This window comes from Roseixanthobacter pseudopolyaromaticivorans, assembly GCF_043195145.2.
In the GTDB taxonomy this organism is placed as follows: Bacteria; Pseudomonadota; Alphaproteobacteria; order Rhizobiales; family Xanthobacteraceae; genus NCEH01.
Window position 1 is genome coordinate 2883148 of sequence record NZ_CM195539.1, and the last position, 14422, is coordinate 2897569.

The following is a 14422-nucleotide window of genomic DNA, read 5'->3' on the forward strand; positions in this document are numbered from 1 at the left end:
CCGCGGAAAGTGCATTGCGTGCCGTGCGACGTTCCGCCCGCAGCGGGCAATGTTATGATCCTATCCGGCATGCCGCTTTGCGGCGGCTCGTTTCCACCTATTGCCAAGGCGGGACGGAGCCCACGGACGCTGTTTTGCCCCGTCAATGGCCGCCCGCCGACAGCTCATGACCCGGTGCGAAGAGCAGGGAGAGAGCAATAGGCAAATAAAAAACGCCGCCCGGAGGGGCGGCGTTGCTTGTAACCGTTTTCTTGGCAGCCTCTCCGCCCAACGTCTCGGGCCGGATTTTCACCCAGCCCCGCGTCGGAGCGATCGCGGCCCCGTGCCCGGCGGTTGCGCACCGGGCGAGACGATCAGCGGCGACGGCGGCGCTGCTGGCCAAGACCCATCTGCTTGGCAAGCTCAGAGCGCGCTGCGGCATAATTGGGAGCGACCATGGGATAATCCGCCGGCAGCGACCACTTTTCGCGGTACTGCTCCGGGCTCATATTGTACTGCGTGCGCAGGTGCCGCTTGAGCGACTTGAACTTCTTGCCATCTTCCAGGCAGACGATGAAATCAGGCGTCACCGACTTCTTTACAGGCACGGCAGGCTTCAGCGGCTCCGGCGCGGCCTCGACCTCGCCCTTGGAAACGCGCTGAAGCGCGGCATGCACTTCATTGATCAGGGCGGGCAGTTCGGCGGCTGACACGGAATTATTGCTGACGTAGGCAGAGACGATATCCGCAGCCAGCTCGATGTAAGTGGTCGATTCCGATGCTTCGCTCATGGGACTTTCTTCTGGTTTGAAACGGAAATCGAATTAGCATGCGGGACCGGCGAAACCGTTGCCTCACCAACGCTGGTCTTCGGCCCGCGAAGCGACGCTTGCATCGACTCGACGATGACACCGCCATAGCTAGTTATGTTGAAGGGAAAGGAATTGCAAGTTCATTCTCGCGAAAAGTACAACTCTTCTTCCCCGCTATTACGCGATCGTGCACGAACCCCAGCGCTCCACTAGGCTGGTCCAAGACCAGTTGCATATTGTCCCGTCATATCAAGCGCTTCCCAAACCGCGCCGGCGGGGCGGCGGCGCGAAGGCCGCGACTTGCGGGGCGGCGTGGGAATGCCTACTTCGGGGAAGCGAAATACTGGGAGAGAGCCCGTGAGCACCGAACCCAAAGCCCCGACATCCAGCCAGATCCCGACCGGTGACAAGGTGGTGAAGAGCGAGGCCGAATGGCGCGCGGAGCTGTCCCCCACCCAATATCGCGTGCTGCGCCAACAGGGCACCGAGCATGCCTTCACCGGCCCCTATTGGGATGAGAAGCGCGCCGGCACTTATGTCTGCGCCGCCTGCGGGGCGCCGCTGTTCAGTTCCCAGACCAAATTTGATTCCGGCACCGGCTGGCCGAGCTTCTATGCCCCGCTCGATCCGAAGGCCGTCACCAATCACGAGGATCGCGCCCACGGCATGGTGCGGGTGGAAAGCCGCTGCGCGCGCTGCGACAGCCATCTCGGCCACGTTTTCCCCGACGGCCCCAAGCCCACAGGCCTGCGGTTCTGCATGAACGGCACGGCGCTGGACCTGAAGCTGGACGAAACGCCCGCTTCCGATGCCTCCGATGCAGGTTGATCCGCCCCGGGCGGACCGCCGCCCCACCGAGCGGGTCGTCCACGGCCTCACCCTCACCGACGATTACGCCTGGCTGCGGGCCGACAATTGGCGCGACGTCATGCGCGATCCCTCCGTCCTCGCACCGGACATCCGCGCCTATCTGGAGGCGGAGAATGCCCATGCGGCGGCCTTCTTCGCGCCCTTCGGCGCGCTGAAGACGCAGCTCGTCGCCGAAATGCGCGCCCGCATCAAGGAGGACGATTCCTCCGTCCCGTCCCCGGATGGTGCGTTCGCTTATTATTCGCGCCATCGCGAGGGTGGGCAGCACGCGCTTCTCTGCCGCGTTCCGCTGCCCGAGGGCCCGGAACAGGTGATGCTGGACGGCGACAAGGAGGCCGAGGGCAAGCCGAATTTCCGCCTCTACGTCAACAGCCACACGCGCGATCACCGCCGCCTCGCCTGGGCGGCGGACGAGCAGGGTTCGGAGATGTTCACCATCCGCGTGCGCGACCTGGAGACCGGCACGGATCTGCCGGACCGGCTGGAAGACGCCACCGGCGACATGCTGTGGTCGAGCGATGGCGAACATCTCTATTACATCAAGCGCGATGCCGAACATCGCCCGGCCTTTGTCCATCGCCACCGCATCGGCACCGACCCCGCCTCGGACGTGCTGGTCTATGAGGAGAAGGATAAGGGCTTCTTCGTCTCGCTGGGAAAAACCCAGTCGCGCGCGTTCGGCCTGATCGCCTGCGGGGATCACGAGACCTCCGAGGTCCACCTGCTGGACCTTGCCCTGCCGGAACCCGAGCCCCATTGCGTTGCCCCACGCGAAACCGGCGTGCGCTATGACGTCGAGCACCATCCCGATCTCGACGGCAACGACAGCCTGGTCATCCTGACCAATGCCGACGGGGCGGAGGATTTCAAGCTGGTGACCGCCCCCAGCCATTGCTCGGATCGCACGAGCTGGGTGGATCTGGTGCCGCACCGGCCGGGCCGGATGATCCTGAGCCATGTGGCCTATCGCGGCTTTATCGTGCGCCTGGAGCGGGAAAACGGCCTGCCCCGGATCGTCATCCGCGCGGTGTTCTCCAGCGAGGAACACGACGTTGCCTTCGCCGAGGAAGCCTACGCGCTCGGCCTCAATGGCGGCTATCTGTTCGAGACCACGGAACTGCGCTTCACCTATGCCTCCATGACCACGCCGGCGGAGGTGTGGGCCTATGACATGCACGCGCGCGGCCGGGCGCTGCTGAAGCGCCAGGAAGTGCCGAGCGGACATGATCCCGCCGCCTATGTCACCCGCCGCATCTTCGCCCCGACCAAGGACGGGGAGAGCGTGCCCATCTCCCTGCTCTATCGCGCCGATACCCCGCTGGACGGTTCGGCCCCGTGCCTGCTCTACGGCTATGGCGCCTACGGCATCACGATTCCCGCGGGTTTCGCCACCAATCGCCTGTCGCTGGTGGATCGCGGCTTCGTCTATGCCATCGCCCATGTGCGCGGCGGCACGGATAAGGGCTGGCGCTGGTATGCCGACGGCAAGATGGAGAAGAAGATCAACACCTTCACGGATTTCATCGCCGCCGCCGAACATCTGGTGGCCGCCGGCCTCACCCGGCCGGAGCGCATCGTCGCGCAGGGCGGCTCGGCGGGCGGCATGCTGATGGGGGCCATCGCCAACATGCGGCCGGACCTGTTCAAGGGCATTATCGCCGAAGTGCCGTTCGTCGACGTGCTGGCCACTATGCTGGACGACACCTTGCCGCTGACCCCGCCGGAATGGCCCGAATGGGGCAATCCCATCGCCTCCATGACGGCGTTCGAGCGCATCCGCGCCTATTCGCCGGTGGATAATGTGCGCGCGCAGGACTACCCGGCCATCTTCGCCCTGGCCGGCATCACGGATCCGCGCGTGACCTATTGGGAGCCGGCGAAATGGGTGGCGACGCTGCGCGCGCGCAGCACCTCGTCCGCCCCGCTGCTGCTGCGCACCAACATGGAAGCCGGACACGGCGGGGCCGCCGGCCGGTTCGACCGGCTGGACGAAGTGGCGCTCACCTATGTGTTCGCGCTGTCGCTGGTGGAGAAAGCCGCCGGCTAGGACGCCGGCCGTTGCATCAAGCTTGGGACGGCGCGACCTGGTGTTGCGCCGTCCCGCCTGCGCGCCATCCGCCTCAGAGCAGATTCACCTTGCCCGTGGCGATGTCGTAGACGGCGCCGACCACCTTCACCTTGCCCGCGCCCACCATCTCGCCAATGATCGGCTTGGCCTCGGCGAGCCGCCGGGTGTTGTAGCGCACGTTTTCGGCGGTAGCTTCGACGAGCAGATCCTTCGGCTTGCGGGCGATCGCCGCCTCGATGCCGGGCTTCATCGCGCCCACCAGTTCCGGCAAATGCCCCGGCAGCGTCGTGCCGTCCTGGATCACCTTGATGGTGGCGGCAACCGCGCCGCAGCCGGAATGGCCGAGCACCATGATGAGCGGCACGCCCAGGACCTTCACACCATATTCCAGGCTCGCCAAGCCATCGTCATTGACGAAATTGCCGGCGACGCGGACCACGAACAGGCGGCCCGGCCCCTGGTCGAAGGCGAGTTCGGGGGCGACGCGCGAATCCGCGCAGCTCAGGATCGCGGCGATGGGATATTGCGCCCGCGCCCGTTCCATGCGGCCGGCGGAATAATCCTTGTTGATGCGCGTGTTGGCGGCGTAGCGGGCGTTGCCCTTCATGATCCGCGATAGCGCCGCATCGGGCGATATGGCGTTGGGCGGCGCGCTGGCCGCTTCGGGCGCGGCCGCTTGCGCGAAGGCGGACGAGCCGAACAGCGGCACGGTCGCGGCAAGGCCGGCCATGGCAAGCCCGGCGCCCAGCAGATGGCGGCGGGAAGGTTGCAGACGATTATCTATACACTTCTGGCACATGGCGTTTCCTCCGGGACGTGAACCCAAGACCATCGCCGCGCTCTTGAAGGCGCCGCCGCTTTTCTCATTGAGGTAACATGCCTAGGCTAGGGTCAAGCTGGATTTGCCGGAACACCGCGCAGATCCCTTGCCGCCGGATGTCCTCCTTCGGCGCAATCGCGCGGAACACGCTCCATCCCAAAGGCCGAGCCATGAAAATCGCCCTCGAAGAACACTTCATGCTGCCGGACTTCATTCCCTATCTGGACCAGGCCATGCCCAAGGTCTCGGACGAAGGGCGTGCGCACCTGATCGCCGCCATGTCGGATTTCGGCGAGCAGCGCCTCGCCGCCATGGACAGCGCCGGCGTGGCTTTCGCCGTCCTCTCGCTCTCTGGCCCAGGCGTGCAGGTGGAGACCGACACCGCGATCGCCGTGAAGATGGCCCGGCGCGCGAACGATCTTCTGGCGGAAGAGGTCGCCAAGCGCCCCGATCGTTACGGCGGCTTCGCCCATCTCGCCATGCAGGATGCCGCCGCCGCCGCCGCCGAACTGGAACGCTGCGTGCGCGAGCTGGGCTTTGCCGGCGCCATGGTCAACGGGCAGACCAACGGCATCTATCTCGACGATCCGCGCTACGACGTGTTCTGGGAGCGCCTGCAGGCGCTCGACCTGCCGCTTTACCTGCACCCTGGCGATTCCTACCGCCTGCCCTATGTGCTGGAAGGCGCGCCGGAGTTGCTGAAGCCGACCTGGGAATGGAACATCGAGACCTCGTCCCATTTTCTGCGCCTGGTCTTCGCCGGCGTGTTCGACCGTTTCCCCGGCCTGAAGATCGTGCTCGGCCACATGGGCGAGACCTTGCCCTATGTCCTGTGGCGCCTCGACAGTCGGTCCGAGCTGATCGTCGGCAAGCGGCCGCTGCAGCTCGCGCCCTCGGCCTATTGCCGTCGCAACCTCTATGTCACGACCTCTGGCCAATGCGACAACGTCCCGCTGCTGGCGGCGATCGGCGGCATCGGGGCCGAGCATGTGCTGTTCTCGGTGGATTATCCCTATGAGGATTCCGCCGTCGCCGGAAAATTCCTCGACGATGCGCCGCTCGACGCCGCAACCCGCGAGAAGGTGGCCCGGCTCAATGCCGCCACCTTGATGAAGCTGAAGCTCTGAGGCGAACGCACGGCGCGGCTCCAGCCGCGCCGCTTCAGCCAAGGACGCGCCGCATCAGCCGCGCTGGGCGGCGGTCGGGAAATACCATTTCCCGTTCCTGAGCGGCAGGAAGCTGCCGTCGTCCACGCCCACTTCCTCGGCGAGACGCTGGTTCAGCTTCGCGTTCAGCGACAGGATCAGATCCCGGTTCTTGACCGCGTCCAGGGCGAGGTTGTTGATTTCCTCGGGATCGGCATCGAGGTCGTAGATCTCGATGTCGTTCTTCGCCATCAGGTCCTCGAACGTGGTGGGCGTGTTGAAATCCAGCGGCGCGAAATAGCGGCTGAAGCGATAGCGCCCGTCGAAGATGCTGCGGATCGCGCAGCGTTCGTGGAAATCAGGCTCCGCCTTCAACAGCACCTTGATCTTCTCGGCGGTGGGCACCTCGGTCGAATCCATGAAGTCGTCGATCTGCCGCGCCCATTTGGCGTCCTGGAACGACAGCATGTTGTAATTGAACAGGGCGGCCGGGCGCAGCGCATCCACCGCCGCTTTCGCCGGATCGGCGAGCAGGTGAGAGAAGTCCCGGCCCTTCAGCCCCTCGGCGGCCTTCTTCACCCCATCCGCGCCGACGCCGGTGAGCGCGAGCAGGGTCGGGGTCAAATCCACCTGCGAGGTCACGGCCTTGCATTCCACGCCACCGGGATAGGCGGGATGGACGATCATCAGCGGCAGATGGTTCTGCTGGCGATAGGTGGAATTGCCCTTGCCGCGCATCTGGTGATTGCCGCCCAATTCCCCATGGTCGGCGGTGAACACGATGATGGTGTTCTTGTCCATGTGGTTGGCTTTGAGCGCATTGAGCACGCTCATCACCTGCCGGTCGCAATCGCGGATGCAATTGTAATAATAGTCCCGCAGCAGGCGCCAGCGGCGATCCTCGTCGGGCCACGCGCCCACCAGCACGTCCTGCACTTCCTGATAGATCTGCTGTGCCTTGGGCCGGCCGGGCGCATTGAAGGGCTGGCTGCGCGTGGCCGGCAGCTTCACGTCCCACGTCGCCTGATAGATCTCATCCGAGGGCGGCCGGGCGATCTTCATGGCCGACTGCGCGCCCTGAACGGACTCGCCCGGAAGATCGGAGTTCACATACATCACGTCGTGCGGATTGACGAAATTGATCGCGAGGTACCACGGCTTGCCGCTCTCGCGCATTTCCTCGCCCTTGGTGCGGAACCAGCGGGTGCTGAAGGCGGTGGTGGTGTCGTCGTAATTGTAGCCGCCGAGCGTGGTGTCGTTGATATCGCCGACGCCGAAGAAATCGTCGAAGCCATAGGTCTCGATGATCTTGCGATAGGCCAGCAACGGCGCGTCGATGGCGTCCTTCGCCTGATCGAGATTGACCGAGAGATGCCACTTGCCCTGGTAGGAGGCGTGATAGCCCAATTCCGCGATGCGATGGCCGATGGTCTTCACGTCGGTCGACATGTCCGGCTGCCAGAGCGAATTGGCATTGTCAAAAATGCCGGTGTGCTGGATGTGGAGGCCCGTATAGATGGTCGAACGAGCGGGCGAGCACACGCAGGACGCCGCCTGATGATTGGTGAAAGTGATGCCGTTGGCCTTGATCCATTCGCGCGCCGGCACCGGAAACGGCCATTTCTCGAAATAATGCTCCTGGTCCACCAGGATGAAGAGGATGTTGTAGCCGGCGGGGGGCACGGCGGGCGCCACCACGGGGCGCGCGGGCGCTGCCGGCGCCGTGATCGCGGCGGAGGTCTGCGCCGCGGCGACCTCGGGCAGCAGGTTCGCGCCGAGCAGCGCCGCGCCGCTGGTGAGAACCGCACGCCGCGACGGGCTTGATGGCTGGTCCGGTTTGGTCACGTCTGCCCCCTTATGCCGACGCGGCGCCCCTGGGCCGTCGCCTTGGAAACATAATAAGCCTTCCGGCCATCGAATATACGACAGCAACGCTTCCGCTTATCCGGCTTCGAGGCGCAAAGATCCGGCGGCGGCTGCGACAAGCGCACGCACGCGGGATGCCGCTCAGCAGCCCGCCCTAGCGCGCGTGACGGACGCGGGGGAGTGCCGGGCATAAAAAATCCCGGAGCGCCGTGGCGTTCCGGGATCCTGTTCGGGTCCGCGATGTCGATCCGTGTCGGGTCCGCCCCGCTCAGTTCGCGGGGGGCGTTTTGGAAACGTGGTCCCGCAATTCCTGGAGCGAGGAGAAGCGCAGCACGCCGTCCGGCAGCTCGGCCTGGATCGAGCCGTCGGAATAGAGCGTATAGGCCATGCCGCCGACGATGCCGGACTTGAGAACGGTCGGCTCCGGAATCTCGGTGCGGCGGGCCGGCGGTGCGCCATAGGGGCGGTTCGGCACCGGCATGGTGGGCGCGGCCGGTGGCTCGGGCGGCGGCAGGTCCGCCGAGCGCTCCGGCATCACGCGCTCGGGCAACAGGTCGGAACCGATGCGCGGACGCGCCGGACGATCCTGCGGCGGACGCTCCTGAGGGGGCCGTTCGGGGGGGAAGCGATCCTGCGGCGGGCGCGGCGGGGCGACCCGTTCGGCAGGCGCACGATCCTGGGGCGGGCGATCCTGAGGGGCGCGCGGCTGGGGCGCCCGTTCCGGAGGGGCCCGCTCGGGCAGCAGCTGATCGGGCGTGCCGCCGAGCGGCATGCGGTCCGCGGGGATACGCTCGAAGGGGTTGCGGTCCAGCGGGTTGCGATCCAGGGGATTGCGCTCCGCCGGACGCTCCTGCGGCGCGCGCTCTTGAGGCCCGCGATCTTGAGGCCCGCGATCTTGGGGCGGACGGTCCAGAGGATTGCGCGCCGCCGGGGGCCGATCGAAGGCCGGGCGCTCGGCGCGTTCGGGCATCTGCTCCACCGCGCGTTCCAGCGACCGGTCGAGGGCCCGCTCCATGCCGGCCCGTTCCAGCGCGACGCGCTCGGGCACCGGCTCCTCCACCCGGTCCTGGGGGCGATCCAGCACCCGGCCGCGGCGCTGGTCCGCCGGGACGCCGTCGCCGAACGGCAGGCGCGCCCGCGGGGCCGGCTCGCGCAGCTGCGCGGGCGGCTCGTAATCCTCAAGCGGCGTGAAATCCGCCTCGTGCGCCTCGCGTTCGGCATGCTCGTCGGCGAGCGCCAGCGGGGCGGCGCCGGCGGGAAGGTCGTGGCCCTCAAGGGCATCGAAGCGCGCGTTGAGCCGCGCCACTTCCTTGAGAACCAGGGCAATGCAGATCACGACGATGCCGCCGCTGACGCTGACCGCCCCGGTGGCGATCAGTGCATTGCCGAAATTGGACACGAAGATCGCCGCCCCGAGCGCAAGGGACACAAGGCCCGCCGCCACGAGGAGCCCACCGAGAGCCACCAGGATTCGCCACATTCTCTCAACTCCACGCACGACCGGCGTGCTTCCGGTCTCATACATTAGAAAGAGAAAGAAACAATTCAGCCCGATGCGCTGTTGTCCCTCGCCCCAGCCCGGCCTATCTAGGTCCCAGTTCAGGCGCCCGCCCTTGCCCGGTCACCGGCAGGGAGGTCGTAGAACTCCTCCCGGATCGAACGCGGAGACGCCAGATGTCTTTCACGCTTCCCGAACTGCCTTATTCTTACGACGCCCTCGCACCCTATATGTCGCGCGAGACGCTGGAATATCATCACGACAAGCATCATCTCGCTTATGTCAATAATGGTAATAATCTCCTAAAGGGAACTGAATTCGAGGGAAAATCCCTTGAGGAGATCGTCAAGGGGTCGTTCGGCAAGAACGCCGGCCTCTTCAACAACGCCGCCCAGCATTACAACCATCTGCATTTCTGGCAGTGGATGAAGCCCAATGGCGGCGGCGCGATCCCCGGCGAGATCGAAAAGAAGATCATCTCGGACATCGGCTCGGTCGACAAGTTCAAGGAAGACTTCACCGCCGCCGGCATCGGCCAGTTCGGCTCCGGCTGGGCCTGGCTCGCGCTCCAGGACGGCAAGTTCGTGATCACCAAGACCCCGAACGGCGAGAATCCCCTGGTGCACGGCGGCACGCCGCTGCTGGGCGTCGATGTGTGGGAGCATTCCTACTATATCGACTACCGCAATCGCCGCCCCGACTATCTCAAGGCCTTCCTCGAGCACATGGTCAATTGGGACTATGTGGCCGAGCTGTACAGCAAGGCCGCCTGAGCACAGCACGGTCCGGCCCTTCGGACCTCTTGCAGTGACGGCGCAGAATAGTACCGCCTCTCTGGGCCGGAGCAATTGTTGCTCCGGCCTTTCTTATATCCGGCTAAATTCCGCCGTGCCTGCACAAGGTCCGCGCAAGCTTTTGCCATGAAGCTGATTTACGCAGCACAATCTTGACGAGTGGTGATAATTGCTGCGTCGCAATGCATAAACTTCTTGCATCGCTCACGCTCGCCAGAAATAGTCTTTCGCTCACGGTTACGTGACTGATGGTGCAGGCCAAGCTGCCCTGCGCCGGTCATGTTTTCGGAGCTGGTGCACAGCGTAAGAGTTGGATGCTTCCCTCCATGCGAGTCGCAAGTGCCTTTCGTCTGCCCGCGTCCAGCGTTGATCGCGTGGCATTGGCCATTATTGTGGCCGTGTTTCTGCTCGCCGTCTTTACCTTCGGGGACTACGGCTTGGGGTGGGACGACTTCACCCACTCCCAATACGGCGACTTGCTGTACAAATATTTCGATTCCCGCCTGACGCAGGATAAGGTGTTCTCCTTCGTCAACCTTTATTATTACGGCGGCGGGTTCGATCTGATCGCCTCGGCCATCCACAAATGGCTCCCGGCGGTCGATATTTTCAGCATCCGCCGGCTCCTGGGCGCGACGGTCGGCGTGATCGGCTTCGTCATCGTCTGGCGCACCGGTCGCCGGCTCGGTGGCCCGGTCTGCGGCCTGGTGGCGCTGTGCCTGCTGGTGATCTGCCCGCTCTATTACGGCCATATGTTCATGAACGCGAAGGATGCGCCCTTCGCCGTGGCGGTGGCCGGCCTGCTCTATTCCATCGTGCGGGTGCTGGACGAATATCCCAAGCCGACCTGGCGCAGCGTCACCCTGTTCGGGCTCTGCCTCGGCCTTGCGGTGGGCACCCGCGTGCTGGGGCTGATCGCGGTCGGCTATGCCGGGCTCGCCTTCCTGCTGCTGATGGCGATCGAATGGCGCCAGATGGGCTTCAAGAAAATGCTGGGGCGCGCCGCCGGCTTCCTCGGCCTGATGGCGCTCGGCCTGCCGCTGTCCTATCTGGTGCTCGGCCTGATCTGGCCATGGGCGGTCATCGAGCCGCTCAACCCTCTGCGTGCGCTGGCTTATTATTCCAACTTCTGGGAAGTGCCCTGGCGCGAGCTGTATGAGGGCAGCCCGGTGCTCGTGCCCGACATGCCGCGCACTTATGTGCCGACCCTGTTTGCCGTCCAGATGCCGGAGCTGTTCCTGGGCCTGTCGCTCTCGGGTGCCGCCGGCGCGCTGGTTGCCGCCTTCTTCGGCAAGGGCAGCAGCACGCGCCGCGCCGGCCTGCTCTTGATCGTCTCGGCGGCCGCGTTCCCGATCCTGCTGACCGTGGTGACCCGGCCGGTGATGTACAATGGCATCCGCCATTTCGTGTTCGTCACCCCTGCCCTGGCGCTGCTCGGCGGCCTCGCCGGCAACTGGATCTGGCAATGGGTGGCAGGCTTCAACCGCACCGCGCGGGCCGCTGTGGCCGGCCTCTTCATGGTCGGCCTGGCGTTCCCGGCGGTGGAATTCGCCGAGATCCATCCTTATCAATATACCTATTACAACCATCTCGTCGGCGGCGTGCGCGGCGCGGACAGCCAGTTCATGCTGGATTACTGGGGCCTCGCCTTCAAACAGGCCTCCGCCCAGCTGGATGAATATGTGGACGAGCACCGCCGCTCCCTGCCCCAGGGCCGCAAGTTCAAGGTGGCGGTCTGCGGGCCGCACCATGCGGCGGCGGTGGAACTCGGCCCGCGCTTCGAGACCACCTACGACACCGAGGGCGCGGATTTCGCGCTGATGCTGGGCGAATTCTACTGTGCCCAGGTCCAGGCCCCGGTTCTGGTGCAAGTGGAGCGCGAGGGCGTGATCTATGCACGCGTCTATGACGTGCGCGGCCGCACCTTCCCGAGCGTGTTCGCCGGCAGCAAGAACTGATCGACAGATCGAGCGAAACGAAACGCACCGGGCCAGCCTTCTGGTCCGGTGTTTTCATGTTCAGGCCCTGTCCCGCACGGCCACTCAAGCGCCCGGACGTCCCTCACACACGGCGATGCGCCGGCTTCAGATCCATTTGAGGCGGCGGAACAGCACCACGAGACCGGTGGCGAACATCACCAGGATGACGGTGATGACCCAGAAGGAATCCGGGTCCTGCGTGCCGGGAATGCCGCCCACATTCATGCCGAACAGGCCGGAAATCAGCGTCAGCGGCGCGAACACCACCGTCACCACCGCCAGCACCAGCATGGACTGGTTCATCTGCTCGGCCCGCCGATCCACCAATTGATCGCGGATCAGCGATGCCCGCTCGCGGATTGAATCCAACTCTTCGGTGAAGCGCGCCACCCGGTCGCCGGCATCCCGCAAGCGGTTGCGGTCCTTCGGGCCGATCCAGGGATCGTCCTCCAGCGAGAAATGATTGAGCGCCTCGCGCTGGGGCGCGATGTGACGGCGCAGCTTGATGGACACCCGCCGCAGCACCGCGAGCTTCGGCAGCATTTCGCCGGCGCCGGTGGTGGGCACGAGGTCTTCCAGTTCGTCCGCCTCGTCCATGAGGCTCGCAACGACCGCGTCCAGCCGGTCCACGAGGCGCATGGCGACTTCCGCCACCATCTCGCCCTGGGTATGGGCGCAATGCCGCCGGCTCAGGGAATCGGCATAGTCCGCAAGCGCCGAAACCGGCTCGTGGTGAAATGAAATCACCCGCTTGGCATCGACCCAGAAATAAACCGAAAGCGGATCTTCGGGGAGGGAGTTGCGATGCAGATTGATGCCGCGCAGCACCAGCATGGCCCCGTCCGCGAACATGGAGCAGCGCGGACGCGATTCATCGTCCAGCATGGCCTCAAGGATGGTCGCGTCGAGGCCCGCCTTGGTGCGCAACCATTCCTGAGGGCGCCGCTGCACATGGCGGAAATTCAGCCAGATGAAGCCGCCCTCGGGCGCTGTGCCGGCCTCCACCTCCTGCCAGCTCAGCTTGGTGGCGCGCCCCTTGCCATCGAACGCCCACGCATCGACCAGACCTTCGGCTTCCGCATCCGTCATGGCTTCACCCCGCACCGGCTTCGCCGGTTACGTGCCAGAAATGGCGCGAGGGGGGAAGCCGTGCGGACCCTTATTCCGCCGCCAAAGCGCTGAGAATTCGAGCCCAGCTGCGGGTGCCCTGGCGGAAGCAGCGCACGTCATATTTCTCGTTCGGCGAATGGATGCGGTCGTCCTCCAGGGCAAAGCCGATGAGCAGCGTATCCATGCCGAGCGCCGCCTTGAACTGCCCGACGATGGGAATGGAGCCGCCGCTGCCGATGGTCACCGGAGCGACACCCCATTCGGCCTCCAGGGCGGCCGCCGCCTTGGCGAGATCCGGGCTGTCCGGCGGCACCATCACCGCCGGGCTGCCCTCGCCGAGCGTCAGGTCGAGCTTGCAATCGGCCGGGATGCGGGCTTTCACGAACGCCTCGAAGGTAGCACGGATCGCCTTGGGGTCCTGGTCTGCCACCAGGCGGAAGGTCACCTTGGCAGTGGCCTTGGCGGGAATGATGGTCTTGGTGCCCTGCCCCATGTAGCCGCCGAACAGGCCGTTCACCTCGAATGTGGGGCGCGACTGGATCTGCTCGATCAGCAGCCGGTCGGTCTCGCCGGTGGAAATCGACAGGCCGACCGGGCCGAGAAACGCCTCGGCGGTGAGGCCGAGCCCCTCCCATTGGGCGCGCACGGCGGGGGTCGGCTCGCGCACGTCGTCATAGAAGCCGGGAATCGTCACCCGGCCCTTTGCGTCATGCACGTCCGCGATGAGGCGGGAGAGCACATGCAGCGGGTTGCGCGCCGCGCCCCCGAACAGGCCGGAATGCAGGTCGCGGCTGGCGCCCGTCACGGTGATCTCGGCATGCAGCATGCCGCGCAGCGCGGTGGTGATGGCCGGGGTGTCGCGATCCCACATGCCGGTGTCGCAGACCAGGGCCACATCGGCGCCGAGTTCTCCCCCGTGGGCCTTCAGAAAAGCCGGCATGCTGGGCGAGCCGCACTCCTCCTCCCCTTCCAGCATCACGGTCACGTCCACCGGCAGCGCGCCGGTGATGTCGCGATGCGCCCGCAGGGCTTCGAGGAAGGTGAAGATCTGTCCCTTGTCGTCGCTGGCCCCGCGCGCGACGATCTGGGGGCGGCCGTCCGGGCTGGTGCGAATCTGCGGGTCGAACGGCGGGCTGTCCCACAGCTCCAGGGGGTCGACCGGCTGCACGTCGTAATGGCCATAGAAGAGCACCCGGCGGGCGGCGCCGGTGTCCGTGCGGGCGACGACGACGGGATGGCCGGTTGTTGCATGAACTTCAGCCGAAAAGCCGAGTTCAAGCAGGGAATCGGCGGCGAATTTCGCAGCTCGGCGACATTCGTCCGCGAACGCCGGATCGGTGGAAATGCTCTCGATGCGCAGGAAATCGCTGAGCCGGGCAAGGCTCGCGTCGAGTTGCGCGTCGATCCGATCGAGAACCCGGTCCAGCGCCATCTGCCTCTCCTCCTCCGCCCCGGCCCGCCGGGCCAGGGAATCGGGCGCG

At 65.6% G+C, this 14422-nt stretch carries 11 protein-coding genes; 5 read left to right on the plus strand and 6 right to left on the minus strand.

Annotation, left to right across the window (positions count from 1 at the left end; genetic code table 11):
- Positions 1–353 precede the first annotated feature (353 nt).
- The gene (locus V5F68_RS13855) at positions 354–770 is read right to left on the minus strand and encodes a Ros/MucR family transcriptional regulator (RefSeq protein ID WP_348847769.1); all 417 of its coding nucleotides are present in this window, start codon (positions 768–770) and stop codon (positions 354–356) included.
- Positions 771–1148: 378 nt separating this feature from the next.
- Here V5F68_RS13855 and msrB point away from each other — a divergent pair, with 378 nt between their 5' ends.
- Both msrB and V5F68_RS13865 read left to right on the plus strand, forming a co-directional pair.
- The gene (msrB, locus tag V5F68_RS13860; protein ID WP_394013121.1) at positions 1149–1619 is read left to right on the plus strand and encodes a peptide-methionine (R)-S-oxide reductase MsrB; all 471 of its coding nucleotides are present in this window, start codon (positions 1149–1151) and stop codon (positions 1617–1619) included.
- Positions 1609–3708: a S9 family peptidase gene (locus V5F68_RS13865; RefSeq protein ID WP_394013122.1), complete on the plus strand. Its 2100-nt coding sequence runs from the start codon at positions 1609–1611 to the stop codon at positions 3706–3708. The genes msrB and V5F68_RS13865 overlap by 11 nt, the downstream gene beginning before the upstream one ends.
- 73 nt (positions 3709–3781) lie before the next feature.
- Here V5F68_RS13865 and V5F68_RS13870 read toward each other — a convergent pair whose 3' ends face one another.
- Positions 3782–4528: a carbonic anhydrase gene (locus tag V5F68_RS13870; RefSeq protein WP_394013123.1), complete on the minus strand. Its 747-nt coding sequence runs from the start codon at positions 4526–4528 to the stop codon at positions 3782–3784.
- 191 nt (positions 4529–4719) lie between these two features.
- Here V5F68_RS13870 and V5F68_RS13875 point away from each other — a divergent pair, with 191 nt between their 5' ends.
- Positions 4720–5676: an amidohydrolase family protein gene (locus V5F68_RS13875; RefSeq protein ID WP_394013124.1), complete on the plus strand. Its 957-nt coding sequence runs from the start codon at positions 4720–4722 to the stop codon at positions 5674–5676.
- A gap of 54 nt (positions 5677–5730) precedes the next feature.
- On the opposite strand, the gene V5F68_RS13880 is transcribed toward V5F68_RS13875, so the two are convergent.
- Together V5F68_RS13880 and V5F68_RS13885 are read right to left on the minus strand one after the other, a co-directional pair.
- Positions 5731–7539 carry a sulfatase family protein gene (locus V5F68_RS13880; RefSeq protein WP_394013125.1) on the minus strand — a complete coding sequence of 603 codons (1809 nt, stop codon included), beginning with the start codon at positions 7537–7539 and terminating at the stop codon, positions 5731–5733.
- 289 nt (positions 7540–7828) lie between these two features.
- Positions 7829–9040, minus strand: coding sequence for a hypothetical protein (locus tag V5F68_RS13885; protein WP_394013126.1), 1212 nt, complete (start codon positions 9038–9040; stop codon positions 7829–7831).
- A gap of 194 nt (positions 9041–9234) precedes the next feature.
- Here V5F68_RS13885 and V5F68_RS13890 point away from each other — a divergent pair, with 194 nt between their 5' ends.
- Positions 9235–9831 carry a superoxide dismutase gene (locus tag V5F68_RS13890; RefSeq protein WP_348847773.1) on the plus strand — a complete coding sequence of 199 codons (597 nt, stop codon included), beginning with the start codon at positions 9235–9237 and terminating at the stop codon, positions 9829–9831.
- Between the two features lie 347 nt (positions 9832–10178).
- A complete protein-coding gene (locus V5F68_RS13895; protein WP_394013127.1) occupies positions 10179–11810 on the plus strand; it encodes an ArnT family glycosyltransferase in 1632 nt (543 codons plus the stop codon).
- A 126-nt stretch (positions 11811–11936) separates the two neighbouring features.
- On the opposite strand, the gene V5F68_RS13900 is transcribed toward V5F68_RS13895, so the two are convergent.
- Both V5F68_RS13900 and V5F68_RS13905 read right to left on the minus strand, forming a co-directional pair.
- Positions 11937–12920, minus strand: a complete 984-nt coding sequence (locus tag V5F68_RS13900; protein ID WP_394013128.1) for a zinc transporter ZntB — start codon at positions 12918–12920, stop codon at positions 11937–11939.
- A 70-nt stretch (positions 12921–12990) separates the two neighbouring features.
- Positions 12991–14373 carry a M20/M25/M40 family metallo-hydrolase gene (locus tag V5F68_RS13905; protein WP_394013129.1) on the minus strand — a complete coding sequence of 461 codons (1383 nt, stop codon included), beginning with the start codon at positions 14371–14373 and terminating at the stop codon, positions 12991–12993.
- Positions 14374–14422: the final 49 nt, after the last annotated feature.